Here is a 24,399-nt window from a genome sequence, read left to right as displayed (position 1 = left end):
CCGTCCCTCCTGCCGTGAGGATGTGCGCTGACCGTGCCGGGGAGACCCCGCCAGGCACGGTCGGGTACCGCACAGCACAGCCCCCTCACGAAGGCGAACAACTCCATGAGTGACCGCGTCACCGCGGCCGAGCCGCTGTCCGCCGTTCCGGCGAGCCCGGCCGCAACCCCCCACGTCGACGCAGGCGACGCCGGATACCGCAAGGACCTCAAGTCCCGGCACATCAACATGATCGCCATCGGCGGCGCCATCGGCACCGGCCTCTTCCTGGGCGCCGGAGGCCGGATGGCCCAGGCGGGCCCCTCCCTCTTCATCGCCTACGCCGTCTGCGGCGTGTTCGCCTTCCTCGTGGTGCGGGCCTTGGGCGAGCTGGTGCTCTACCGCCCCTCGTCCGGCGCCTTCGTCTCCTACGCCCGTGAGTTCATGGGCGAGAAGGGCGCCTACACGGCCGGCTGGCTCTACTTCCTCAACTGGTCGACCACCGCCGTCGCCGACATCACCGCGGCCGCGACCTACGCCCACTTCTGGGCCATGTTCAGCGACGTCCCGCAGTGGGTCCTCGCCCTGATCGCCCTCGCGGTCGTCCTCGCCGCCAACCTCATCTCCGTGAAGTACTTCGGCGAGATGGAGTTCTGGTTCGCGATCATCAAGGTCGGCGCCCTCGTCGCCTTCATGCTGATCGGCATCTTCCTCGTCGTCACCTCGCACGACGTCGGCGGCCACACCCCGGGCCTCGCCAACATCACCGACAACGGCGGCATCTTCCCCAACGGCATGATGCCGATGCTGCTGCTCATCCAGGGCGTCGTCTTCGCCTACGCCTCCGTCGAGCTCTGCGGCGTCGCCGCAGGCGAGACCGAGAACCCCGAGAAGATCATGCCGAAGGCGATCAACTCGATCATGTGGCGCGTGGGCCTCTTCTACGTCGGCTCCGTGATCCTGCTCGCGCTGATCCTCCCGTACACCGCGTACTCCGGCGATCAGAGCCCCTTCGTCACCGTCTTCGACAAGCTGGGCATCCCCGGCGCCGCGGGCGTGATGAACCTCGTCGTCCTCACCGCCGCCCTCTCCAGCCTCAACTCGGGCCTGTACTCCACCGGCCGCATCCTGCGCTCCATGTCGCTCTCCGGCTCCGCGCCCCGGTTCACCGGCGTCATGAACAAGGGCGGTGTCCCCTACGGCGGCATCCTGCTCACCGCGGGCTTCGGCGTCCTCGGCGTCGCGCTCAACTACGTCATGCCCGGCGAGGCCTTCGAGCTCGTCCTCAACTTCGCCTCGATCGGCATCATCGGCACCTGGGCCATGATCATGGTCTGCTCGCTGCTCTTCTGGCGCAGCGCCCGGCAGGGCAAGCTGACCCGCCCCGGCTACAACCTCCCCTGGGCCCCGTACACCCAGATCGTGACCCTGGTATTCCTCGCCTCCGTCCTCGTCCTCATGTGGATGGACGAGGGCATCAGCCGCACCACCGTGAACTGCCTGCCGCTCATCGCCGCGGCGCTCGTCGGCGGCTGGTTCCTGGTCCGCCGCCGGGTCCGTACGACGGCCTCGACACACCGTCACTGAGCCTCCCCCCACGGGAACGGCGAGTCCCCCGCAGGCACGGCCTGCGGGGGACTCGCCTTTTGTCAGGAGATAGTGGTACGCAAGAGCCTTACAAGATCCGGTCGGAGGAAGGGAAGTTCGCGATGCCGCAGCACGTCCAGGGGGTCATCGCCCCCGGCAGGAACGAACCGGTACGGGTCGAGACGATCGTGATCCCCGATCCCGGCCCCGGTGAGGCCGTCGTGAAGATCCAGGCGTGCGGCGTCTGCCACACCGATCTCCACTACAAGCAGGGCGCGATCAACGACGAGTTCCCCTTCCTGCTCGGCCACGAGGCCGCCGGAATCGTCGAGTCGGTCGGCGAGGGAGTCACCGAGGTGACCCCCGGCGACTTCGTCATCCTCAACTGGCGTGCGGTGTGCGGCACCTGCCGTGCCTGCGAGCGCGGCCGCCCCTGGTACTGCTTCGCCACCCACAACGCCAAGCAGAGGATGACGCTCCTCGACGGTACGGAGCTCTCCCCGGCGCTCGGCATCGGCGCGTTCGCCGAGAAGACCCTGGTCGCCGCGGGACAGTGCACCAAGGTCGACCCCACCGTCGCCCCCGAGGTCGCGGGCCTCCTCGGCTGCGGTGTCATGGCCGGCATCGGCGCCGCCATCAACACCGGGAACGTCGGCCGCGGCGACACCGTCGCCGTCATCGGCTGCGGCGGCGTCGGCGACGCGGCGATCGTCGGCTCCCGCCTCGCCGGAGCCGCGAAGATCATCGCCGTCGACATCGACGACCGGAAGCTGGAGACGGCCAAGGGGATGGGCGCCACCCACACCGTCAACTCCCGCTCCACCGACGCCGTCGAGGCCGTCCGCGAGCTCACCGGCGGCTTCGGAGCCGACGTCGTCATCGAGGCCGTCGGCCGCCCCGAGACGTACGAGCAGGCCTTCTACGCCCGCGACCTCGCCGGCACCGTCGTCCTCGTCGGCGTCCCCACGCCCGAGATGAAGCTCGAACTCCCGCTCCTCGACGTCTTCGGCCGCGGCGGCGCCCTCAAGTCCTCCTGGTACGGGGACTGCCTGCCCTCCCGCGACTTCCCGATGCTGATCGACCTCCACCAGCAGGGCCGCATCGACCTCGCCGCCTTCGTCACCGAGACCATCGGCCTCGGCGAGGTCGAGAAGGCCTTCGCCCGCATGCACGAGGGCGACGTCCTCCGCTCGGTGGTGGTGCTGTGATGAGCGCCCGCATCGACCACCTCGTCACCTCCGGCACCTTCAGCCTCGACGGCGGCACCTGGGACGTCGACAACAACGTCTGGATCGTCGGCGACGACACCGAGGCGATCGTCATCGACGCCGCCCACGACGCCGAGGCGATCCTCGCCGCCCTCGACGGCCGAGCCCTGCTCGCCATCGTCTGCACCCACGCCCACAACGACCACGTCGACGCGGCCCCGGCCCTCGCGGCCGCCACCGGCGCCCGCATCCTGCTCCACCCCGCCGACCAGCCCCTGTGGAAGCAGACCCACCCCGATCACAGCCCGGACGGCGACCTCGCCGACGGTCAGGTCCTCACCATCGCCGGCACCGACCTCACGGTCCTCCACACCCCGGGCCACGCCCCCGGAGCGGTCTGCCTCCACGCCCCCGACCTGGGCACGGTCTTCACCGGGGACACGCTCTTCCAAGGCGGCCCCGGCGCGACGGGCCGGTCCTTCTCGGACTTCCCGACGATCGTCGACTCGATCCGCGAGAAGCTCCTCACCCTGCCGCCCGAGACGGTGGTACGGACCGGTCACGGCGCCCCGACGACGATCGGCGCCGAGGCCCCTCACCTCCAGGAATGGATCAACCGAGGCCACTGAGCCGCAGCCGGCTCTCGAACCTCACCGCATCGCCCGTGACCGGGTCGGTGAACTCCAGCGTCCGCGCCAGCAGCTGCAGCGGCCGCCCGAAGTCCTCCGACCCGTCCTCACGGACCACCGGATAGACCGGATCGTGCAGGATCGGCAGCCCCAGGGCGTTCATGTGGACCCGCAGCTGATGGGTCCGCCCGGTCACCGGCACCAGCCGGTAGCGCCCAAGGCCTCCCGCGTGTCCGGTCAGCTCGATCCGGCTCTCGCTGTTCGGCTCGCCCGGCACCTCCCGGGCGGCCATCACCCCGCGCTCCTTCTCGATCCGGCTCCGCACCGTGACCGGCAGTTCCACCGCCGGATCGTGCGGCGCCACCGCCTCGTACTCCTTCCGTACGAGCCGGTCCCGGAACAGCGTCTGGTACGCCCCCCGGTCCTCCTCCCGCACGACGAACAGCACGAGCCCCGCCGTCAGCCGGTCCAGCCGGTGCGCGGGCTGGAGGCGCGGCAGGTCGAGCTCCCGCCGCAGCCGGGCCGTCGCGGTCTCCGTGACGTGCCGCCCCCGGGGCATGGTGGCCAGGAAGTGCGGCTTGTCCACGACCAGGATCCGCTCGTCCCGGTGCACGATCCCGATGTCGAAGGGCACCGGCGCCTCGGCCGGGAAGTCACGGTGGAACCAGAGGTACCGCCCCACGGTGTACGGCTCGTCCCCGGCAACCGGTCCGTCGACCCCGACGAACCGTCCCTCGCGCAGCATCTCCTCGACCCGCCCGGCCCCGACGGCCGCCGCGTACCTGTCGAGCAGATGGTCCCGCACGGTCGACCAGACCCCCTCGGGGTCCTCCGGCAGCCGCACCCGTACGGGATCGATCCCGTACCGCTGCGCCAGCGGCGCGGCCGGCGCCTTCGCTCTCCGTCTCACCGCTCCGCCTCGTGCCACCGCGTACTCATGCAAGAAGTCCCGGTCGAGATGATCTCGACCGGGACTTCCGTGTGGTGTCCGAGGGGGGACTTGAACCCCCACGCCCGATAAAGGGCACTAGCACCTCAAGCTAGCGCGTCTGCCATTCCGCCACCCGGACAAGGTGTCTTGTCTTCCTGGCCGCTGGGCCCTTCCGACGAGGAAAACAATAGCAAACATTCGAGGGGGTCGATCACCACCCCCTTCCGGGCCTCCGTCGTGTGACGGCGGCATGTCGGCCGATGGGCGCCCTTGGGCGGCGAGGGGCCGACGCGGGAGGATGGGGGCGACCACCAGCAATCACGTGGGGCACGTAGTGGGAGGAAGCAGCGTGAGCGAGTCGAACACGGCGCGGGGCATCACCGGCGAGGACGAGGTCGTCGACCTCTGTCGCGACCTCATCCGCATCGACACCAGCAACTACGGCGACCACTCCGGCCCGGGCGAGCGGGCGGCGGCCGAGTACATCGCCGAGAAGCTCGCGGAGGTCGGACTCGAGCCGCAGATCATCGAGTCGCACAAGGGGCGGGCCTCCACCGTCGCCCGCATCGAGGGCGAGGACCCGTCCCGCCCGGCCCTGCTCATCCACGGCCACACCGACGTCGTCCCGGCCAACGCCGAGGACTGGACCCACCACCCCTTCTCGGGCGAGGTGGCCGACGGCTGCGTCTGGGGCCGCGGCGCCGTCGACATGAAGGACATGGACGCGATGACCCTCGCGGTCGTCCGGGACCGGATGCGCAGCGGCCGCAAGCCCCCGCGCGACGTCGTCCTCGCGTTCCTCGCCGACGAGGAGGCCGGCGGCACCTACGGCGCCCGGCACCTGGTCGACAAGCACCGGGGCCTCTTCGACGGGGTCACGGAGGCGATCGGCGAGGTCGGCGGCTTCTCCTTCACCGTCAACGAGAACCTGCGGCTCTACCTGGTCGAGACGGCCCAGAAGGGCATGCACTGGATGCGGCTGACCGTCGAGGGCACGGCCGGCCACGGCTCGATGACCAACGACGACAACGCGATCACGGAGCTCTGCGAGGCCGTCGGCCGCCTCGGCCGCCACCAGTGGCCGGTGCGGGTCACCAAGACCGTGCGGTCCTTCCTCGACGAGCTCTCGGACGCCCTGGGCACCCCGCTCGACCCCGAGGACATGGACGGCACGCTCGCCAAGCTCGGCGGCATCGCCAAGATGGTCGGCGCGACCCTCCGCAACTCGGCCGCCCCGACCATGCTGGGCGCCGGTTACAAGGTGAACGTGATCCCCGGCCAGGCCACGGCGCACGTCGACGGCCGCTTCCTGCCCGGGTACGAGCAGGAGTTCCTGGCCGATCTCGACCGGATCCTCGGCCCGAACGTGAAGCGCGAGGACGTGCACGGCGACAAGGCCCTGGAGACCAGCTTCGACGGCGCCCTGGTCGACGCGATGCAGCTGGCCCTGCGCGCCGAGGACCCGATCGCCCGCGCCGTGCCGTACATGCTGTCCGGCGGCACCGACGCCAAGTCCTTCGACGACCTCGGCATCCGCTGCTTCGGCTTCGCTCCGCTCCAGCTGCCGCCCGAGCTCGACTTCGCCGGCATGTTCCACGGCGTGGACGAGCGTGTGCCGGTCGACGGCCTGAAGTTCGGCGCCCGCGTCCTGGACCGTTTCCTCGACGCCTGCTGAATTCGCCCACCCTTTCGCATGTGACCGGAAAGAGTGAATGAACTCGGGGGCTCGTAGCCCCCTTCATTCCCCCTCGTTACAGGTGGTGCGGTCCGCGGCTGGGATCGCACTTGGCAACTAGGAGGAATAATGATCAAGAAGGTCGTCGCTGCTGCGGCTGCCACTGGCGGTCTCGTTCTCGCGGGTGCGGGCATGGCCGTTGCCGACGCGGGTGCTCAGGGTGCCGCCATCGGTTCCCCCGGCGTGCTCTCGGGCAACGTCGTCCAGGTTCCGGTTCACGTCCCGGTGAACCTGTGCGGCAACACGGTCTCCGTGATCGGCCTGCTGAACCCCGCCTTCGGCAACACCTGCGTCAACGCCTGACGTTGTGCCTCGCCCGTGAGGGTGTGAGCCGGTCCGGCCCCGGAGTGCGTGCCATGCACTCCGGGGCCGGTGGCCATTTCCGCCCCGGGTGTGCCACCCGGTGGCCCTCTTTCGAAGCCGAGAAGGCGTCAGCCGAAAAGGCAGGGAACAAGCTATGCGACAGGTCACGCGTAAAGGTCTCATCACCGTCGCGGCCGCGGGAGGCGTTTTCGCCGCCGTCGGTGGCGGCTACGCGCACGCCGATTCCGGTGCGAGCGGTACGGCGACGAATTCCCCGGGCGTCGCGTCCGGAAACACCGTCCAGGTCCCGGTACACGTACCGGTGAACGCCTGCGGAAACACCGTCAACGTCGTCGGGCTGCTGAACCCGGCGATGGGCAACAAGTGCGCCAACACCTCCAAGCCCGGCAAGCCGGGCGGGGGTTCCTCCGCCGGCGGGCACACGAGCGACTCTCCCGGCGTGGGCTCCGGGAACACGGTCCAGGTGCCGGTCGACGTTCCGGTGAACGTGTGCGGCAACAGCGTCACGGGCATCGGCCTGGGCAACGCCGCCGCGGGCAACGACTGCGGCAACGGCATCGAGCCGACGCACCCGGGCAACCCCGGCAACCCTGGGAACCCGGGTAACCCCGGCAACCCCGGCAACCCTGGGAATCCGGGTAACCCCGGCACCCCTGGTAACCCCGGAACTCCGGGCACTCCGGGTAACCCCGGAACTCCGAACGGCGACGGAGGTTCGTACACCCCCGAAGGGAACACCCCCGAAGCCCACGGCCCCGGGCAGCCGCGTGCCGTCGAGGAGCTCGCCGAGACCGGTTCCGGTCCGCTCGGTGTGATCGTTCCCGCGGGCGCAGGACTGCTGCTCGCCGGTTCGCTGATCTACCGGCGCGCCCGCAGCGCCGCCTGATCCGACCGCACCACGCACAGGGGCCCCGCACGATGCGGGGCCCCTTCTCGTCTCCTACCAGGTCGCTCGGATCTGGCGGATGATCCGCCGCTTCAGCCGCACCCTGCGGCTCCCGTCCCGGTGCAGGCTCAGACGGTCCAACTCCCAGTGTCCGTACTCGGCATGGTCGGTCAGCAGCCGCGCCGCCTCCTTGCGGGAGACGCCGCGCGGCACGTACACGTCGACAAATTCGTATTCCGGCATCGCATCTATTGTGCGGGCACGGGCCCGGTACGGATAGCGTCTGTCCCATGTCTGATGCTGCGCAGCCCACCGCTGCCGAGGTACGTGCCGCCGCCGAGGCGGTCAAAGCCGCACTGGACCGTCACCTCGCGGCGGTCGAACGCCGCACGGGGGACGACGACACGGCCGTCTACGAAGCCTTCAACGCCCTCGCCGCGGCGGCAGAGGAGTACGACGAACTCCTCTACGACCGGTACGACGAGGTCACCCCCTTCGAGATCCCCGGCGCGGACGACGGACTGCCGCCGTACGCCGGACCCGAGGAACCCCATGCCCTCAGCCTCCTGATCCGCCGCGACTACGCCGTGGTGGAGCCGCAGCGTCTGTTCGCCCAGGCCCGGCGCGTCGCCGAGGCCGACGGCGAGGACACCGGGGCCGCGGGGGAGGCGGCCAAGGCCGGTGTCTCCCCCCTCGCCGCGCTCGGTGTCCTCTTCGGCGAGTACGAACCCGACGAGATCGCCTCCCGGCACAAGGAGTTCGGCCTGGAGGAGGGCGACTCCACGCTCTGGGTCACCGCCGCCGAGGAGCTCCCGGAACCGGGGGAGTGGCTCGACGCCCCCTTCGAGCACGCCGATCCGGAGCGGATCGTCTGCCGCTTCGACGTCAGCTCCGTCTTCGACGACCACGAGGACGACGAGGGCGACGACGGGGACGACCACGGGCGCGAGCAGGGCGGGCCCGCGGCCGCGGGCGACGACTCCTGAGAAGACGGCGGAGGGCCGGGACACCAGCGTGGTGTCCCGGCCCTCCGTCGATTCCCCGGCCCTCACTCCTCGGGAGTGGCGAGGAGCCCTTCCAGGAGCGGCCGCAGCCGTGTCGTACGCTCCGGGGCCACCCCCTCCGCCACGGCGCGGGCCAGCGCCTGGTCCACGCCGTGCACGACCGACAGATGACGCTCGGCCCGGCCGAAGGCCGTGTACACCCAGGGGCGGCTCAGGCCCGCCGCGGCGTCCCCGGGCAGCACCACGACCACCGCGGGCCAGCGCGCCCCGGCCGCCTGGTGCGCGGTGAGCGCCCAGCCGTGCCGCAGCTCCGACTCCACCCGCTCCTTCGGTACGAGGACGGCCTCGTCCCCGCACCGCAGCCGCAGGCCCGCGGCGTCGGCCGACAGGACCGTCCCCGTCACCGTCCGGCCCGGCATCGGCGCGTACGCCACCCGGTCCCCGGGGTCGTAGCCGCCGAAGCGGCCGGGGCCCGGGTTGAGCCGCTGCTTGAGGGCGGCGTTCAGCGCGCGCGTGCCCGCCGAGCCGCCGTGGCCGACCGTGAGCACCTGGGTCTGCTCGGACGGCACCCCGATCGCCCGGGGCACCGAGTCCGCCACCAGCTGGACCGTACGGTGCACGGCCTCGCCGGCGTCGCGCACGGGCACGATGACGACCTCCTTGCCGGGTGCCTCGACCTGGTTCAGCTCACCGACGCCGATACCCGAGACGAGCTCGCCGAGCGGCCCCGGATCGGGCACGCGCGAGGCGATCCGCGGGCACACCCGGGCCGCGAGCACGTCCGTGAAGACCCGGCCCGCGCCCGGCGCCCCCAGGACCTCGGGGTCACCGCTCAGGACCAGGTGGCAGCCGTCCGGCAGCGACTCCACGAGCATCGTGGCCGTCTCGACGTCCAGCTGCGGCGCGTCCAGGACCGCCAGCAGGTCCAGGGCGAAGGCGCCGTCCTCGTCACGGTCGGGACCGGCGGCCCCGGAGAGCAGCGCGGCGACCGTCACCGCGTCCGCGCCGGCGTCGCCGAGCGCCCGCCGCCCGTCCTCGCCGTGGACGGCGAGCAGGGCACGCAACCCCCGCGCGCGGGCGGCCGCGACGAGCGCGACCGGTTCGGCGCGGGCCGCCTCGCCGCCCGTGTGGAGGACCAGTCCGTGCTCGCCGGCGGCGCGCTCGAGCTCGGAGCCCTCCCAGGTGGCGGCGGTGGCCGTTCTGACCAGCCGGGAGAGGCCGTCGGCGAGGCTCTCCTCCGCCATCGCGTACCGGTCGAGACCGAGCAGTACGGGCGTGGCCGGCTCCTCTTCGGCCGGGGCCTCGGCCTCGTGGCCGGGCTCCTCCTCGTCCGTGTCGGGCTCCTCCGCCGTCTCCTCCTGGAAGACGAGGACGGCCCCTTCGGAGACGGCCACCTCGACGGCCTTGTCCGGGTCGGGCACCGCGTGCCGCGCGAGCCCGGACCGGACCGTGCCGAGCTCCAGCGCGGTGTGTCCCTGGAGCGCGGCCTGCTCCAGGAGCCACACGGTCAGCGCGACGGTCCGGCGAGGGTCGTCGGGCCCGCACTCGGCGCCGAGCAGCGCCCGAGCGAAACCGTCGGCCTGCTCCGGGCGCACCCCGGGCACGGCGAGGAGCTGCCACGGGTCGTCACGCAGCACGTCCGCCGCACCCTCGCCGAGCGCGGCGGCGACAGGTCCGGCCAGCGTCTCGGGCGCGCCGCCCCGGGCCAGTACCTCCCGTACGGCCGCCGTGGCGCCGGGCGCCGGAGCCGGCGCGGCGGCCTGGACGGGGGGCCGCACGGTCATCGCGGGCGCGGCCTCGGGGGCGGGGCGCCGGGGCGCGGGCTCCGGGGTCTCGTAGAACGCGCTGCCGGTGGCCGCGCCGCCCTCCACGGCCCGGACCGCCGCGAGGAGATCGGCCGCCGTGCCGCTCAGCTTGGCGCCGCTCGCCACGGGGCCCTCCTTCTCGGCCTTCCGCGCCTCGATGCGCGCCCTCAACTCCCGCTGCGCGGCGAGCTCGGCCTGCGCGTCGCTCAACTCGGGCGTGTCGGAACCCTGAGCGGCCTCGGCACCGGGCGCCTCCGCCTCGGTCCCAGCGGCGCCGGACTCGGACTCGGACTCGGCGCCGGCCTCGTCGGCGGTGGTCTCTCCCTCTTCCTCGGCCCCTGCGGCAGGCGTTTCCGGCTCGGCGGCTTCGATGGCTCCGGCGCCCTCTCGTGCGTCCTCGGCGGGCTCGGCGGCAGGCTCCACGACGGGCTCCTCGATGGGGGCCACGGCCTCGGGTGCCTCGGGCGCGGTCTCCCCGGCAGGCTCGGTCACAGGGTGCTCCAGTCGTGATCCGGATAGCGGTGCACAGGCGCCGACACATCGTCCAGCGCCCGGCAGATCTCGTCAGGAAGACTAAGGCTCTCCACCGACAACGCGGCCGTGAGCTGCCGCGCCGTGCGCGCGCCGACGATCGGCGCGGTCACCCCCGGCCGGTCGCGGACCCAGGCGAGCGCCACCTCCAGCGGGGTCGTCGCGAGCCCGTCGGCGGCGGTCGCGACCGCGTCCACGATCCGGCTCGCCGCCTCGTCCAGGTACGGCTCCACGAACGGCGCCATCGTCTCCGACGCGCCTCGCGAGTCCGACGGGGTTCCGCTGCGGTACTTGCCCGTCAGGACCCCGCGGCCGAGGGGCGAGGAGGGCAGCAGACCTATGCCGAGGTCCTGGGCGGCCGGCAGCACCTCGCGCTCCACGCCCCGCTGGAGGAGGGAGTACTCCAGCTGCGCGCCCGCGAGCCGGGTCCGGTCCCCGGCGAGCTGCCAGGTGCCCGCCTTGGCCAGCTGCCAGCCGCAGAAGTTCGCCACGCCCGCGTACCGCGCCCGCCCGCTCCGTACGGCGATGTCGAGCGCCTGCAGGGACTCCTCCAGGGGCGTGCACGGGTCGAAGGCGTGCAGTTGCCACAGGTCCACGTGGTCGGTGCCGAGCCGGGCCAGGGACGCGTCGAGCGCGGCGAGCAGATGCCCCCGGGAGCCGTCGGTGCGTCGGTCGGGGTCCGGCACGCTGCCCGCCTTGGTCGACAGGACGAGGTCCTGCCGGGGCACGAGGCGCTCCATGAGCCGCCCGAGCAGGTACTCCGCCTCGCCCCCGCCGTACACGTCGGCGGTGTCCACGAGGGTGCCGCCCGCGTCCCAGAACGCCTTCAACTGCTCGGCGGCGTCGTGCTCGTCGGTGTCCCGCCCCCAGGTGAGCGTGCCGAGTCCGATGCGCGACACGCGCAGGCCGGTGCGTCCGAGATGCCTCTGCTCCATGGGCGCGAGATTACTGGCCAGGGCACCACGCGGAGAGAGCCTGTGGACAACCGGCTCCTGACGGATGCCGGGACCGCGCGCTAGAGTCCGGCCCACAGAGACGTTACCGATGGGTAAGGGGTGTGTGGAATGCGGCTCGGCATCAACCTCGGCTACTGGGGCGCCGGAATGGACGGCGACAACCTCGCCGTCGCCCAGGAGGCCGACCGCCTCGGCTACGACGTGTGCTGGGCCGCCGAGGCCTACGGGTCCGACGTCCCCACCGTCCTCGCCTGGGTCGCGGCCCAGACGGAGCGGATCGACGTGGGCTCCGCGATCATGCAGATCCCGGCACGTCAGCCCGCCATGACGGCGATGACCGCCGCCACCCTGGACTCCCTCACCGGCGGCCGCTTCCGCCTCGGCCTCGGTGTCTCGGGACCCCAGGTCTCCGAGGGCTGGTACGGCGTGAAGTTCGACAAGCCGCTCGCCAGGACCCGCGAGTACGTCGAGATCGTCCGGCGGGCGATGTCCCGTGAGCGCCTCAGCTACGAGGGCGAGCACTGGACCCTGCCGCTGCCCGACGGCCCGGGCAAGCCCCTCAAGCTCACGGTCCACCCGCAGCGCGAGCACATCCCGCTCTACATCGCCGCCATCGGACCCAAGAACCTGGAGCAGACCGGCGAGATCGCCGACGGCGCGCTGCTGATCTTCCCCTCCGCCGCCCACCTGGAGGAGACCGCGATCCGGCACCTGCGCGCGGGCCGCGAGAAGGCCGGGCTGACCATGGACGGCTTCGACGTCTGCCCGACGCTGCCCCTCGCCCTCGGCGAGGACGTGAGCGCGCTCGCGGACATCTTCCGCCCGTACACCGCGCTGTACGTGGGCGGCATGGGCAGCCGCAAGCAGAACTTCTACAACCAGCTCGCCCAGCGCATGGGGTACGAGAAGGAGGCCGCCGAGATCCAGGACAAGTACCTGGCCGGCGACAAGGCGGGGGCGGCGGCCGCCGTGCCCCAGAGCCTGATCGACCAGACCACGCTGCTCGGCTCCGTCGAGCGGATCGCCGAGCGGATGACGGCCTACGCGGAGGCCGGGGTCACCACCCTCACCCTCGCCCCGGCCGGCTTCACGCTCGACGAGCGGGTGGCGGCGCTGCGGGCGGGCGTCGAGGCGATGGAGCGCGCCGGACTGGCGTGACCCCGCCTCCGCGCCCGATGGCCCCGCTCTGCGCCGGACCCGACGGACGGAGTCCGGCGCAGGTGGCCGAAGCGCGTTTGGCGCGCGGGGGCCGATCGGCGCGAGAGCGCCATGGGGGAGAGGTGGTCTGCGGCCGTGGTGGGGGCTCGGGGGTCTTCCCCGCCACGGCCGTCACACAGCACAACGGCTCCACAGGGCCCCTGGTTACGCCCCCGGGACTCACTCTTTCGGCCGAGTCGCCGGGCCCTCCTGTTGCCGCTCGCCCCGGACGGGACTTGACTCGTTGTTCCGGGGGCACACGGAGGTGACGGCGATGCTCACGGCCAAGAGCCTGTTCCAGGAAATCATCGACGACGACGAGTCCTTCCGGCTCTTCTGCTCGATCGCCGCGAGCGGTGAAACCCAGGGGGGCTGGGAGAACGCGCGGATCGCGGCTCTCGTCGCCCCCGGTATGCGCGACCTCGCGCCCAAGATCACCCGGCACGGTGCCGACGAGGACAAGCACGGGCGGATCTTCAACGCCCTGATGAAGAAGCGCGGCCTCGAACCGGTCCCCGTACCGCCCGAGACCGACTACACGATGCTGCTCGAACAGCGCGGCATCGGCCTCGCGCACGACAAGCTGCGCCGCGACGAGCCGCTGACCGACGAGGACATCGTCGTCTACCTCGCCCACAGCCGGGTCACCGAGCAGCGGGCCGCCGACCAGATGGACATGCTCGTCACGTACTTCGGGGAGCATCCCGAACTGGGCAAGGCCATCCACATGATCGACAACGACGAGGCGAACCACCTCGCCTACTGTCACGAGGAGTTGCTCCGGCTCGCCCGCGCCGGCCGCGGCCGGCTCATCCAGCGCACCCTGCGCGAGTCCGCGCTCGCCGAGATCCAGGTCTACCGCGACGTCAGCCTCGCCGTCATGGAGCACATGGGCCGCATCCTGCGCTGGCCCAAGCCCAAGGCGGCCGCCCTCGCCGCGGGGATCCGGGGCATGTACGTGTACGAGCGCGCCGCCGGCTGGCACAGGATGGTCGCGCTGCACATGCCCGAGCGGCGTGACGCCCTCGGTGGGCCCGCGACCCCGGCCCCGGCCTTCTGACGCCCGACGCCGGACGCCCGCCGGTCGTCGACGCCGGACACCCACCGGTCGGCGTCCGGCGTTCCGGCGGCGCCTCACATCCAGCCGCGTCGCTTGAACATCCGGTACAGCGTGACGACGGCGCCCGTCATCAGGACGATGACCAACGGGTACGACCACGTCCAGGTCAGCTCCGGCATGTGGTCGAAGTTCATCCCGTAGATCCCCGCGACCATCGTGGGGACCGCGGCCATGGCCGCCCACGCCGAGATCTTCCGCATGTCGTCGTTCTGCCGCACGCCCATCTGCGCGAGATGGGCGGAGAGCACGTCGGACAGCAGCCGGTCCAGCCCCTCCACCTGCTCGTTCGAGCGCAGCAGATGGTCGTTGACGTCACGGAAGAAGGGCTGCGCCGCCTCGTTCACGAACGGCACCGACCCGGCCGTCAGCCGGGCCAGCGGACCGGCCAGCGGGCCGCTCGCCCGCCGGAACTCCAGGACCTGCCGCTTCGCCGTGTAGATCCGCTCCGCGGTGTTGGACGGATTGCCGCCGGTCGGCGCGAACACGTCCGCCTCCAGCTCCTCCAGGTCCACCTGGAGCTCGCCCGCCACGTCGAGGTAGTGGTCCACGATCGCGTCGCTCACCGCGTACAGCACCGCCGTCGGCCCGTGCTTCAGGACCTCCGGCTCCGACTCCAGACGCTTTCGTACCGCCGCCAGCGGCGCGCCCTCGCCGTGCCTGACCGTGACCACGAACGAGTCGCCGACGAACAGCATCAGCTCGCCGGAGGAGACCCGGTCGCTCTCCGGCTCGTAGACGATCGGCTTGAGCACCACGAACAGCGAGTCGTCGTAGACCTCCAGCTTGGGCCGCTGATGGGCCTTCAGGGCGTCCTCCACGGCCAGCGGGTGCAGCGCGAACTCCGAGGCGACGTAGGCGAACTCCTCCTCCGTCGGCTCGTGCAGCCCCACCCAGAGAAAGGCGTCCCCGGTGGTCCGTGCCTCGTCCAGGGCGTCCGAGAGGTCGGCGGGTCCGTCGGTACGGCGCCCGCCCCGGTAGATGGCAGAGTCCACGATCACGCGCCGTATTCTCCCCTGCCGCCCTCCGCCACGCACGCGCGAGTTCGAGCCGGTCCTTCCGCGCAGGACGCTCTCCCGCGACCACGCGCGCGTGCGGCCCCCTAGGGGGTGTCTTGCCGATCAGGCCGGGCTCGCCAAGACACCCCCTAGGCTGGCCCGCATGGCCACGTTGATCCTCGTCCGGCACGGACGCTCCACCGCGAACACCTCCGGCGTCCTCGCCGGCCGCACGCCCGGGATCGCGCTCGACGAGCGCGGGGCGGCGCAGGCCGCGGCACTTCCCGGGCGCCTCGCGGGCGTTCCGATCGCCGCCGCCGTCTCCAGCCCCCTCCAGCGATGCCAGGAGACCCTGCGGCCCCTCCTCGACGCCCGCCCCGACCTCCCGCTCCACGTCGAGGAGCGGATCAGCGAGTGCGACTACGGCGACTGGTCCGGCCGCAAGCTGGCCGAGCTGAACGACGAACCCCTCATGGAGATCGTCCAGGCGCACGCCTCCGCGGCGGCGTTCCCCGGCGGCGAATCCATGCGTGCCATGCAGGACCGCGCCGTCGAGGCCGTACGGGAGTGGAACGCCCGGATCGAGGCCGAGCACGGCGAGGACGCCACGTACCTCATGTGCTCACACGGGGACATCGTGAAGTCGATCGTGGCGGACGCCCTCGGCCTCCATCTCGACCTCTTCCAGCGCATCCACGTCGACCCGTGCTCGGTCACCGTCATCCGCTACTCGCGGCTGCGCCCCTTCCTGCTCCGCCTCGGCGACACCGGTGACTTCGCGGGACTCGTCCCCGGAGAGACCCCTGACAGCAGTGGTACGGCGGAGGTGGGGGGTGGTGCGGGCGCACCGTGATCCCTTCGCGCAGTAGGGTGGACGCGCCGCTGTAGTACGACTGTCGAGACTTTAGGGAGCCGGGAACGTGTCCCGTCAGGTGTTCCTCTACGACCCTCCGGAGCGTTTCGTAGCCGGTACGGTCGGGCTACCTGGCCGCCGTACGTTCTTCCTCCAGGCGTCCGCGAGTGGCCGGGTCACGAGCGTCGCCCTGGAGAAGGCCCAGGTCACCGCTCTCGCCGAGCGCATCGACGAGCTCCTGGACGAGGTCGTCCGCCGCACCGGCGGCAACGCGCCGGTCCCCTCGATCGCCCCCGCCGACATCGCGGACACCGCCCCGCTCGACGCCCCCGTCGAGGAGGAGTTCCGGGTCGGCACGATGGCGCTCGCCTGGGACGGCGAGGAGCAGCGCCTGATCGTCGAGGCGCAGGCGCTCGTCGAGCTCGACGTGGACTCCGAGGAGGACCTCGCGGAGGCCGAGGAGCGGCTGCTCCAGGACGAGGAGAACGGTCCGCCGATGCTGCGGGTCCGGCTCTCCGGCGCCCAGGCCCGGGCCTTCGCGAAGCGCGCCCTGGACGTGGTCAACGCCGGCCGGCCGCCGTGCCCGCTGTGCAGCCTGCCGCTCGACCCCGAGGGGCACGTCTGCCCGCGCCAGAACGGATACCGCCGCGGAGCATGAGCAGCAGCCCCGAGACCCTGCCGGCCGCCGAGCTGCTCGCCCACGGTGAGCTGACCGTGCGCGGCCGGATCGGTGAGGCGTCCAACGCCGTGCTGTACTGCTCCGTCGCGTACGAGGGCCGTGAGGCGGCCTGCGTCTACAAGCCCGTCGCGGGGGAGCGGCCGCTGTGGGACTTCCCCGACGGCACCCTCGCGCAGCGCGAGGTCGCCGCGTACGAGATCTCCGAGGCCACCGGCTGGGGCCTGGTCCCGCCGACCGTGCTCCGCGAGGGCCCGTACGGGGAGGGCATGGTCCAGCTGTGGATCGAGGCCGACCCGGAGGCGCGGCTCCTCGCCCTGACCGAGGACGAGGAGGCGGGCGAGGGCTGGAAGGCCGTCGGGCCCGCCCAGGTCGCCGAGGACCGCACGGCGCTCCTCGTCCACGCCGACACCCCGGAACTGCGCAGACTCGCGGTCCTGGACGCGGTCATCAACAACGGCGACCGCAAGGGCGGGCACCTGCTGCCGACGTCCGACGGGCGGCTGTACGGCATCGACCACGGGGTCACCTTCCACGTCGACGACAAGCTGCGCACGCTCCTGTGGGGCTGGGCGGGCGAGGAGCTGCCCGCCGAGTCGGCCGCCGTCCTCGACGGGCTCGACCGGTCCCTGGCCCCCGGAGCGCCGCTCGCGACCCGTCTGGCGGAGCTGCTGACCGGGGCCGAGGTGGCGGCGGTACGCGGGCGTGTGGCCGCGTTGCGGGCGAGCGGGCGGCACCCGGAGCCCTCGGGGCAGTGGCCCGCGATCCCCTGGCCGCCGGTCTGAGGCCTGTCCGGCGGATCATGGCCGGGGCCGCCGGACAGGCCCTAGGCCTGCCTCGGCGGCCCCGGCCCTCCGGACCGAAAGGTTTCGGCCATGGCCGCGGAAGCGTGCGCACCCCTGGGGGGTATGCACGCAAGCCTCCGACCCGCAAGAGCGCCTAATCGGTCAAGATCCCGGATCCGGTTCGTATCCGGAACACCTGTCCGGTTACGCTCGGGTCATGCATGCCTGGCCCGCTTCTGAGGTCCCCGCCCTTCCCGGCAAGGGCCGCGACCTCCGGATCCACGACACCGCGACCGGCGGGCGAGTGACCCTCGCCCCCGGCCCCGTCGCCCGTATCTACGTGTGCGGCATCACGCCGTACGACGCGACCCACATGGGTCACGCGGCGACCTACAACGCGTTCGACCTCGTTCAGCGCGTGTGGCTCGACACCAAGCGGCAGGTGCACTACGTCCAGAACGTCACGGACGTGGACGACCCGCTGCTGGAGCGAGCCATGCGCGACGGCATCGACTGGGTCGGCCTCGCCGAGCGGGAGACCGCCCTCTTCCGCGAGGACATGACCGCCCTGCGGATGCTGCCCCCGCAGCACTACATCGGCGCGGTCGAGGCCATACCGGGCATCGTCCCGCTCGTCGAGCGCCTCCGGGACTCCGGCGCCGCGTACGAGCTCGAGGGTGACGTCTACTTCTCCGTCGACGCCGACCCGCACTTCGGTCAGGTCTCGAACTACTCCACCGAGCTGATGCGCCACCTCTCCGCCGAGCGCGGCGGGGACCCGGAGCGCCCCGGCAAGAAGAACCCGCTCGACCCGATGCTCTGGATGGCCGCCCGTGAGGGCGAGCCGAGCTGGGACGGCGCCAGCCTCGGCGCCGGGCGCCCCGGCTGGCACATCGAGTGCGTCGCCATCGCCCTCGACCACCTCGGCATGAGCTTCGACGTGCAGGGCGGCGGCTCCGACCTGATCTTCCCGCACCACGAGATGGGCGCCTCCCACGCCCAGACCCTCACCGGCGAGTACCCGATGGCCAAGGCGTACGTCCACGCCGGCATGGTCGGCCTCGACGGCGAGAAGATGTCCAAGTCCCGGGGCAACCTCGTCTTCGTCTCGCGGCTGCGCCGCGACGGCGTCGACCCGGCCGCCATCCGGCTCGCGCTCCTCTCCCGCCACTACCGTGCCGACTGGGAGTGGACCGACCAGGTCCTCCAGGACGCCGTGGAGCGGCTCGACCGCTGGCGCGCCGCCGTCTCCCGTCCCGACGGCCCGTCCGCCGACGCGCTCGTGGAGGAGCTCCGCGAGGCCCTCTCCGACGACCTGGACACCCCGGCCGCGCTGGCCGCGGTCGACCGCTGGGCCGCGCTCCAGACGGCCGAGGGTGGCACCGACGAGTCCGCGCCCGGTCTCGTCTCCCGTGCCGTCGACGCCCTCATGGGTGTCGCCCTGTAGCGGGTGCTTCGGAGCAACTCCCTTTTGTGCAACCGCCCTTGGACTTCCTGACGAAGTCCGAGGGCGGTTCCTTTTTGTCCTGTCGTCATGCTCGAATCTGCGCTAAATAGGCCTCATGCAATCATCAATGCGCATGAGAGCTGCAGTCGCCGGTGCACTGCTCGGGTTGCTCACCGCCTTCGCGGGACCCGGTGGCAGCGCCACGGCCGAACCGTCCGACACCACCGTCGGCGACGTCACGGGATTCGCCGCCGACGGAGCCGTCTACCGGCTGACCGCGGGCCAGGCGGAGGCCCGCGTCTCCTTCGTCACCGCCGACACCTTCCGCATCGAACTCGCCCCCGACGGCAAGTTCACCGACCCCACCGGCACCGACATCACCCTGCCCCAGGGCCCGCCCCCGGCCACCCACTGGCGCGACCTCGGCGACCGGTACGAACTCGCCACCGCCGAGGTGACCCTGCGCGTGGCCAAGTCGCCGCTGCGCTTCTCCGCCGTACGCGCCGACGGCACCCCTCTCTGGTCCGAGACCCAGGGCCTCAGCTGGAACCAGGACCGCACCACCCAGACGCTCGCCCGCGGCGCCGACGAGCAGTTCTACGGCGCCGGAATGCAGAACGGCCGCGGCAACACCTCCCACCGCGACAAGACCGTCGAGGTCGGCGTCGACTACAACTGGAACGACGGAGGCCACCCCAACTCCGTCCCCTTCTACCTCTCCTCCGCCGGATACGGCGTCTACCGCAACACCTACGCCCCGAACACCTACGCCTTCACCGAACCCGTCACCACCACCGCGCGGGAACGGCGCTTCGACGCCTACTACTTCGCCGGCACCGGCGGCGACGCCGCCAAGGACGTCATCGGCCAGTACACCCGCCTCACGGGCAAGCCCTTCCTGCCGCCCGTGTACGGCCTGGAGATCGGCGACGCCGACTGCTACCTCCACAACGCCAACCGCGGCGAACGCCACACCCTCGACGCGCTCGAGGTCGCGGACGGCTACGTCGCCAACGACATGCCCAACGGCTGGATGCTCGTCAACGACGGCTACGGCTGCGGCTACGAGAACCTCGCCGAGGCCTCCGCCGGACTCGGCGAGCGCGGCATGAAGCTCGGCCTGTGGACCGAGGACGGCATCGACACGCTCGAAGAGCAGGTCAAGGCCGGCCAACGGGTCGCCAAGCTCGACGTCGCCTGGGTCGGCGAGGGCTACAAGTTCGCCCTCGACGGCTGCAAGGACGCCCACGCCGGCATCGAGGCCCACAGCGACGCCCGCGGCTTCACCTGGGCCCCCGAGAGCTGGTCCGGCGCCCAGCGCTGCGGCGTCCAGTGGTCCGGCGACCAGTCCGGCAGCTGGGAGTACATCCGCTGGCAGATCCCGACCTACGCGGGCGCCTCCATGTCCGGCCTCGCCTACACCACCGGCGACGTCGACGGCATCTTCGGCGGCAGCGCCAAGACGTACACCCGCGACCTCCAGTGGAAGACGTTCCTCCCGGTCACCATGACCATGGACGGCTGGGCCGCCGAGGACAAGCAGCCCTTCCGGTACGGCGAGCCGTACACCTCGATCAACCGCGCCTCCCTCAAGCTCCACGAAGCCCTGCTCCCGTACATCTACAGCCACGCCCACCGGGCCACGAAGACCGGCATCGGCCTCGCCCGGCCGCTCGCCCTGGAGTACCCGGACGACCCGAAGGCCGCGGGCGAGGCCGCGAAGTACGAGTTCCTCAGCGGCGAGGACTTCCTCGTCGCCCCCGTCTACCGCGACGCCGTCGAACGCGACGGCATCTACCTCCCCAAGGGCACCTGGATCGACTACTGGAGCGGCCGTACGTACGAGGGCCCGCTCACCCTCGACGACTACAGCGCCCCGCTCGACACCCTGCCCCTGTTCGTCCGGGCCGGTGCCACCGTCCCCATGTGGCCCGGTGACATCCGCTCGTACACCGACCGCGCCCCCGGCGACCCGATCGCCTGGGACGTCTACCCGAAGGGCGACTCCTCCTTCGAGCTGTACGAGGACGACGGCGTCACCCGCGAGCACCGCGGCGGCAGGTACGCCACCCAGCGCGCCGACGTCCGCGCCCCGAACGGCGGCCCCGGCGACGTCTCCGTCCGGATCGGCGCGAGCAAGGGCACGTACACCGGAAAGCCCACCGCCCGGCCGTACGCCTTCACCGTCCACACCGGCGACGCCCCCGGCACCGTCCGGCTCGACGGGAGCAAGCTGCCCGCCCTCACCTCCCGCGCCGCCTTCGACGCCGCCACCCAGGGCTGGTGGTACGACCGCGACGAGCGCGGGGGAGTCGTCCGGGTCAAGACCGCGGCCCTGCCCACCGACCGAGGCTTCGAACTGCGACTGACCGACACCAGCGCGGTCGGTGGCGCCGTACAGGGCGCCTCCGCCACCCTCGCCGCCCCCACCGGACAGGAGCTCGGCGCGGGCAGCCCGGGCACGGTCGTCGTGGACGTCACCGCGGGCACCCGGGACGCCACCGACGTCCGTGTCACCGTCGACGCCCCGGCCGGCTGGCAGGTCACCCCGGCGGCGGCGATCGACCGGATCCCGGCCGGCACCACCCGGCGCGTCGAGGTCACCGTCACTCCGGCCGCGGACGTGAGGATCGGAGAGGCCGCCCTCACCGCGACGGCGCGCCACCGCTCGGCGGGCACCGACCGCACCGCCGTGCAGCGGTTCGCGGTCGGGGTGATGCCCTCGCCGCCGACGGCCGACGCCTGGGCGAGCGACCTCGACTGGCTGCGCTCCACCAACGGTTGGGGGCCGGCCGAACGCGACCGCTCCAACGGCGAGTCCGGCGCCGCCGACGGCAACGCCCTCACCCTGGCGGGGAAGACCTACGAGAAGGGGATCGGCGGCCACGCCGACTCCGACATCGAGTTCTACCTCGGCGGGCGCTGCACCGCCTTCACCGCGGACGTCGGCATCGACGACGAGATCAACGGCTACGGGGACGTCGCCTTCTCCGTCGAGGCGGACGGCAGGGTCCTGTGGACCTCGCCCCGGCTGACGGGGGCGTCCGCGACCCTGCCGGTGGACGTCGACGTGACCGGAGCCCGGCACGTCCGGCTGCGGATCACGGACACCAACGGGTCCAAGAGCGGCGACCACGGCGACTGGGCGGCGGCCCGGTTCAGCTGCGCGTGACGGCCTGACGGCCTGAGACACGTACGGGAGGGGCGCCCTCGGGCACCCCTCCCGTATCGATGTCTACTGCTCCGAGTCGCCGTTCCCGCTCTCGCCGGGCGACTCCCCGGGCGATTCCTCCGGCGATTCCTCGGGCGGTTCCGCAGACGACTCCGCGGGCGACTCGGCGGCGGGCGCCTCGGTCGCCGCCTCCGTCTCCGTCTCCGCCTCCGCGTCCGGCGTCGCAGGCGCCGCCTCGGTTCCCGCGTCCGGCGTGGGCGCCGCCTCCGGCCCCGGCCGCTCCGGCTTCGGCGGCCTCGTCCGGCCGCTCCCGGTGTCCCGGAGGAACGGCGAGTCGCCGCCCTCCGTCGCGACCCCGGGACCGCCGCCGGGCCCGCTGCCCGGCTCGCGCCGCCGCAGGTAGCGCTCGAACTCGCGGGCGATGGCCTCGCCGGAGGCCTCCGGCAGCTCCGCCGTGTCCCGCGCCTCCTCCAGGGTCTGCACGTACTCGGCGACCTCGCTGTCCTCGGCGGCCAGCTGGTCCACGCCCAGCTGCCAGGCCCGCGCGTCCTCGGCCAGCTCGCCCAGCGGGATGCGCAGCCCGATCAGGTCCTCCAGACGGTTGAGGAGGGCCAGCGTCGCCTTCGGGTTCGGCGGCTGCGACACGTAGTGCGGCACCGCGGCCCAGAGGCTCACGGCCGGCACGCCCGCGTGCGTGCACGCCTCCTGGAGGATGCCGACGATGCCCGTCGGACCCTCGTACCGGGTCTCCTCCAGGTCCATCGTCCGCGCCAGGTCCGGATCGGACGTCACCCCGCTGACGGGGACCGGCCGGGTGTGCGGGGTGTCCCCGAGCAGCGCGCCCAGGATCACCACCATCTCCACCCCCAGCTCGTGGGCGAAGGCGAGCAGCTCGTTGCAGAAGGAGCGCCAGCGCATCGAGGGCTCGATCCCGCGCACGAGCACCAGGTCGCGGGGCTTGTCGCCGCCGATCCGGACCACGGAGAGCCGGGTCGTCGGCCAGGTGATCTTCCGGACGCCGTTGTCCAGGAAGACCGTGGGGCGGTTGACCTGGAAGTCGTAGTAGTCCTCGGCGTCGAGGGCCGCGAACACCTCGCCCTTCCATTCCCGGTCCAGATGGGCGACCGCGGTGGAGGCGGCGTCGCCGGCGTCGTTCCAGCCCTCGAACGCGGCCACCATGACCGGGTCGATCAGCTCGGGTACCCCCTCGAGCTCGATCACCCAGCGCCTCCTTTTCGAAGTTCCTGTCGTACGGACCAACCTTACGGCTTTCCGGCGGTCCGTCCGCAGCCCCCGGACATCCCCGAAAACCCGTGCGGCCTTGATCGACTACCCAGGAACTCGCCTCCGCACACGGCGGACTCACTCCTCCCAGAGCGTGCTCGGCGCCTCCCTCCGCACCACCGGCGCGATCTCCTCGGCGAAGCGCTGGAGCGTCTCGATCTGCTCGGCCGTGGACTGGCCGAAGGTGTCGACGGTGACGGACTGGAGGTCGTGGCCGTAGTGCTCGTGGTAGCCGAGGATCTTGTCGATGATCTGCTGCGGCGAACCGATCAGCTGGGGGCCGTCCGCGACGGCGTCCTCGATCGTGCGGAACGGGGTGTTGTAGCCGGCCTTCCCCTCCAGGTGCGGCTTGAAGCTCTGCCGCACCTTCGCCTCGTACAGGTCCCGGTAGCGGGCGACGGCCTGCTCGGCGGTGTCGGCGATGAGCAGCCCGCCCGAACCGGCCGCCACGCGCGCGTGGGCCGGATCGTGCCCGTACTCCTCGAACTTCTCGCGGTAGTGGGCGATGAGCCGCGCGTACGCCTCCCTCGGCTGGATCGCGTTGGCGGTGAAGAGCGGATCCCCGTGTCTCGCCGCGAGCTCGGGGGAGTGGAGGCTGGTGGCGGAGCCGTGCCAGATCCGGGGCGGACCCGCGTACGGGCGTGGCACCGTCGTGACGTTCTTCAGCGGCGGCCGGAACTCGCCCTCCCAGTCGACGCTCTCCTCCGCCCAGAGCCGGCGCAGCAGCTCGTACTTCTCCTTCTGGAGCTCCCACTGCCGCTCCTCGTCCAGGCCGAAGAGGTCGAAGTGACCGGCCTCCGCACCCTTGCCGACGACGAGTTCGAGCCGGCCCCGGGAGAGCTGGTCGAGCGTGGCGTAGTCCTCGGCGACGCGGACGGGATCGAGGATCGCGAGGACGGTGACACCGGTGAGGAGCCGGATCCGGCGGGTACGGGCGGCCAGCGCGGCGAGCAGCACGGTCGGGGCGGAGGAGAGGAACGGGCCCGCGTGCCGCTCGCCGACCGCGTAGGCGTCGAAGCCGAGGCGTTCGGCGGTCTCGCCGAGCGTGACGACCTGCTCCAACCGGTCGGCGGCGGTGAGGAGTTCGCCGGTGAGCGGGTGCGGGGAGTGGTGGACGATCGTGAGGACCTGAAACTTCATGCGTCCACTCTGCGCGCGGAGTGTTGCGGCGGTGTGGACGGCGCATGGCACGCGCGAAGGGCGGCCCCTCGGAGAGGAACCGCCCTTGTGCGTACGGGAGTCGCTCCCCGCGGGAGTCGCTCCCCGCGGGAAGCGCTCCCCGCGTGAATCGCTCC

General features: G+C 72.2%; 21 protein-coding genes and 1 tRNA gene. 14 read left to right on the top strand and 8 right to left on the bottom strand.

From position 1 onward, the window contains the following. The first annotated feature begins 105 nt into the window (after positions 1-105). The 3 genes from OG580_RS06735 (at position 106) to OG580_RS06725 (ending at position 3,403) form a co-directional block, all read left to right on the top strand. Entirely contained in the window at positions 106-1,566 is a 1,461-nt protein-coding gene (locus OG580_RS06735) for an amino acid permease (protein WP_267042712.1), read from the top strand. Between the two features lie 122 nt (positions 1,567-1,688). Then, entirely contained in the window at positions 1,689-2,774 is a 1,086-nt protein-coding gene (locus tag OG580_RS06730) for an S-(hydroxymethyl)mycothiol dehydrogenase (RefSeq protein ID WP_267042711.1), read from the top strand. Continuing rightward, complete coding sequence (locus OG580_RS06725) at positions 2,774-3,403, top strand: MBL fold metallo-hydrolase (RefSeq protein WP_267042710.1); 630 nt, start codon at positions 2,774-2,776, stop codon at positions 3,401-3,403. The genes OG580_RS06730 and OG580_RS06725 overlap by 1 nt, the downstream gene beginning before the upstream one ends. Here the strand turns inward: OG580_RS06725 and OG580_RS06720 are convergent. Both OG580_RS06720 and OG580_RS06715 read right to left on the bottom strand, forming a co-directional pair. Beyond that, on the bottom strand, positions 3,387-4,313 hold the full coding sequence (locus OG580_RS06720; protein WP_267042709.1) for a pseudouridine synthase: 927 nt from the start codon (positions 4,311-4,313) through the stop codon (positions 3,387-3,389). The two genes, OG580_RS06725 and OG580_RS06720, sit on opposite strands and share 17 nt — an antisense overlap. A 72-nt stretch (positions 4,314-4,385) precedes the next feature. Continuing rightward, positions 4,386-4,473, bottom strand: a tRNA-Leu gene (locus OG580_RS06715). A gap of 210 nt (positions 4,474-4,683) precedes the next feature. Here OG580_RS06715 and OG580_RS06710 point away from each other — a divergent pair. From OG580_RS06710 to OG580_RS36130, 3 genes are all read left to right on the top strand, one after another. Beyond that, on the top strand, positions 4,684-6,009 hold the full coding sequence (locus OG580_RS06710; RefSeq protein WP_267042708.1) for a M20/M25/M40 family metallo-hydrolase: 1,326 nt from the start codon (positions 4,684-4,686) through the stop codon (positions 6,007-6,009). A 129-nt stretch (positions 6,010-6,138) separates the two neighbouring features. Beyond that, on the top strand, positions 6,139-6,372 hold the full coding sequence (gene chpH, locus OG580_RS06705; RefSeq protein WP_030218232.1) for a chaplin ChpH: 234 nt from the start codon (positions 6,139-6,141) through the stop codon (positions 6,370-6,372). Positions 6,373-6,526: 154 nt separating this feature from the next. After that, the gene (locus OG580_RS36130; protein WP_323182553.1) at positions 6,527-7,279 is read left to right on the top strand and encodes a chaplin; all 753 of its coding nucleotides are present in this window, start codon (positions 6,527-6,529) and stop codon (positions 7,277-7,279) included. A 54-nt stretch (positions 7,280-7,333) separates the two neighbouring features. Here the strand turns inward: OG580_RS36130 and OG580_RS06690 are convergent, their stop codons facing one another. After that, positions 7,334-7,522: a DUF5703 family protein gene (locus OG580_RS06690; RefSeq protein ID WP_267042707.1), complete on the bottom strand. Its 189-nt coding sequence runs from the start codon at positions 7,520-7,522 to the stop codon at positions 7,334-7,336. A 47-nt stretch (positions 7,523-7,569) separates the two neighbouring features. On the opposite strand from OG580_RS06690, the gene OG580_RS06685 reads away from it, so the two are divergent. After that, positions 7,570-8,265: a hypothetical protein gene (locus tag OG580_RS06685; protein WP_267042706.1), complete on the top strand. Its 696-nt coding sequence runs from the start codon at positions 7,570-7,572 to the stop codon at positions 8,263-8,265. A 62-nt stretch (positions 8,266-8,327) separates the two neighbouring features. Here the strand turns inward: OG580_RS06685 and OG580_RS06680 are convergent, their stop codons facing one another. After that, positions 8,328-10,580 carry a helix-hairpin-helix domain-containing protein gene (locus OG580_RS06680; RefSeq protein WP_267042705.1) on the bottom strand — a complete coding sequence of 751 codons (2,253 nt, stop codon included), beginning with the start codon at positions 10,578-10,580 and terminating at the stop codon, positions 8,328-8,330. Beyond that, positions 10,577-11,554 (bottom strand): aldo/keto reductase, encoded by a 978-nt coding sequence (locus OG580_RS06675; protein WP_267042704.1) that lies wholly within the window; start codon positions 11,552-11,554, stop codon positions 10,577-10,579. The genes OG580_RS06680 and OG580_RS06675 overlap by 4 nt, the downstream gene beginning before the upstream one ends. A 129-nt stretch (positions 11,555-11,683) precedes the next feature. Between OG580_RS06675 and OG580_RS06670 the strand changes: the two genes are divergently transcribed. Both OG580_RS06670 and OG580_RS06665 read left to right on the top strand, forming a co-directional pair. Beyond that, complete coding sequence (locus tag OG580_RS06670) at positions 11,684-12,733, top strand: LLM class F420-dependent oxidoreductase (protein ID WP_267042703.1); 1,050 nt, start codon at positions 11,684-11,686, stop codon at positions 12,731-12,733. A 313-nt stretch (positions 12,734-13,046) separates the two neighbouring features. Then, positions 13,047-13,832, top strand: coding sequence for a ferritin-like domain-containing protein (locus OG580_RS06665; protein WP_267042702.1), 786 nt, complete (start codon positions 13,047-13,049; stop codon positions 13,830-13,832). Positions 13,833-13,906: 74 nt separating this feature from the next. Here OG580_RS06665 and corA read toward each other — a convergent pair whose 3' ends face one another. Next, positions 13,907-14,899 (bottom strand): magnesium/cobalt transporter CorA, encoded by a 993-nt coding sequence (gene corA / locus OG580_RS06660; protein WP_267047922.1) that lies wholly within the window; start codon positions 14,897-14,899, stop codon positions 13,907-13,909. Between the two features lie 151 nt (positions 14,900-15,050). Here corA and OG580_RS06655 point away from each other — a divergent pair, with 151 nt between their 5' ends. From OG580_RS06655 to OG580_RS06635, 5 genes are all read left to right on the top strand, one after another. After that, positions 15,051-15,740 carry a histidine phosphatase family protein gene (locus tag OG580_RS06655; protein WP_267042701.1) on the top strand — a complete coding sequence of 230 codons (690 nt, stop codon included), beginning with the start codon at positions 15,051-15,053 and terminating at the stop codon, positions 15,738-15,740. 67 nt (positions 15,741-15,807) lie between these two features. Further along, positions 15,808-16,398, top strand: a complete 591-nt coding sequence (locus OG580_RS06650; protein ID WP_267042700.1) for a DUF3090 domain-containing protein — start codon at positions 15,808-15,810, stop codon at positions 16,396-16,398. After that, complete coding sequence (locus OG580_RS06645; protein ID WP_267042699.1) at positions 16,395-17,201, top strand: SCO1664 family protein; 807 nt, start codon at positions 16,395-16,397, stop codon at positions 17,199-17,201. Before OG580_RS06650 ends, OG580_RS06645 begins: the two co-directional genes overlap by 4 nt. Positions 17,202-17,418: 217 nt before the next feature. Beyond that, positions 17,419-18,648 (top strand): cysteine--1-D-myo-inosityl 2-amino-2-deoxy-alpha-D-glucopyranoside ligase, encoded by a 1,230-nt coding sequence (gene mshC / locus OG580_RS06640; protein WP_267042698.1) that lies wholly within the window; start codon positions 17,419-17,421, stop codon positions 18,646-18,648. A 115-nt stretch (positions 18,649-18,763) separates the two neighbouring features. Beyond that, entirely contained in the window at positions 18,764-21,820 is a 3,057-nt protein-coding gene (locus OG580_RS06635) for an NPCBM/NEW2 domain-containing protein (protein ID WP_267042697.1), read from the top strand. Between the two features lie 63 nt (positions 21,821-21,883). Here the strand turns inward: OG580_RS06635 and OG580_RS06630 are convergent, their stop codons facing one another. Together OG580_RS06630 and OG580_RS06625 are read right to left on the bottom strand one after the other, a co-directional pair. Further along, on the bottom strand, positions 21,884-23,041 hold the full coding sequence (locus OG580_RS06630) for a PAC2 family protein (protein ID WP_267042696.1): 1,158 nt from the start codon (positions 23,039-23,041) through the stop codon (positions 21,884-21,886). A gap of 141 nt (positions 23,042-23,182) precedes the next feature. Continuing rightward, a complete protein-coding gene (locus OG580_RS06625) occupies positions 23,183-24,244 on the bottom strand; it encodes an LLM class flavin-dependent oxidoreductase (RefSeq protein WP_267042695.1) in 1,062 nt (353 codons plus the stop codon). Between the last annotated feature and the right edge of the window lie 155 nt (positions 24,245-24,399).

Origin of the sequence: Streptomyces sp. NBC_00094 (assembly GCF_026343125.1) — a bacterium.
In the GTDB taxonomy this organism is placed as follows: domain Bacteria; phylum Actinomycetota; class Actinomycetes; order Streptomycetales; family Streptomycetaceae; genus Streptomyces.
The sequence above is the reverse complement of the archived record's forward strand: the minus strand, read 5'-3'. Positions and strand labels throughout refer to the sequence as shown.

What these genes read in the sequence shown, in the direction of transcription:
- OG580_RS06635 (WP_267042697.1), top strand. Translation starts at nt 18,764, where the DNA reads ATGCAATCATCAATGCGCATGAGAGCTGCAGTCGCCGGTGCACTGCTC.
- chpH (WP_030218232.1), top strand. Translation starts at nt 6,139, where the DNA reads ATGATCAAGAAGGTCGTCGCTGCTGCGGCTGCCACTGGCGGTCTCGTT.
- OG580_RS06685 (WP_267042706.1), top strand. Translation starts at nt 7,570, where the DNA reads ATGTCTGATGCTGCGCAGCCCACCGCTGCCGAGGTACGTGCCGCCGCC.
- OG580_RS06690 (WP_267042707.1), bottom strand. Translation starts at nt 7,522, where the DNA reads ATGCCGGAATACGAATTTGTCGACGTGTACGTGCCGCGCGGCGTCTCC.
- OG580_RS06655 (WP_267042701.1), top strand. Translation starts at nt 15,051, where the DNA reads ATGGCCACGTTGATCCTCGTCCGGCACGGACGCTCCACCGCGAACACC.
- OG580_RS06735 (WP_267042712.1), top strand. Translation starts at nt 106, where the DNA reads ATGAGTGACCGCGTCACCGCGGCCGAGCCGCTGTCCGCCGTTCCGGCG.
- OG580_RS06625 (WP_267042695.1), bottom strand. Translation starts at nt 24,244, where the DNA reads ATGAAGTTTCAGGTCCTCACGATCGTCCACCACTCCCCGCACCCGCTC.
- OG580_RS06725 (WP_267042710.1), top strand. Translation starts at nt 2,774, where the DNA reads ATGAGCGCCCGCATCGACCACCTCGTCACCTCCGGCACCTTCAGCCTC.
- OG580_RS06670 (WP_267042703.1), top strand. Translation starts at nt 11,684, where the DNA reads ATGCGGCTCGGCATCAACCTCGGCTACTGGGGCGCCGGAATGGACGGC.
- OG580_RS06665 (WP_267042702.1), top strand. Translation starts at nt 13,047, where the DNA reads ATGCTCACGGCCAAGAGCCTGTTCCAGGAAATCATCGACGACGACGAG.
- OG580_RS06730 (WP_267042711.1), top strand. Translation starts at nt 1,689, where the DNA reads ATGCCGCAGCACGTCCAGGGGGTCATCGCCCCCGGCAGGAACGAACCG.
- mshC (WP_267042698.1), top strand. Translation starts at nt 17,419, where the DNA reads ATGCATGCCTGGCCCGCTTCTGAGGTCCCCGCCCTTCCCGGCAAGGGC.
- OG580_RS06645 (WP_267042699.1), top strand. Translation starts at nt 16,395, where the DNA reads ATGAGCAGCAGCCCCGAGACCCTGCCGGCCGCCGAGCTGCTCGCCCAC.
- OG580_RS36130 (WP_323182553.1), top strand. Translation starts at nt 6,527, where the DNA reads ATGCGACAGGTCACGCGTAAAGGTCTCATCACCGTCGCGGCCGCGGGA.
- OG580_RS06675 (WP_267042704.1), bottom strand. Translation starts at nt 11,554, where the DNA reads ATGGAGCAGAGGCATCTCGGACGCACCGGCCTGCGCGTGTCGCGCATC.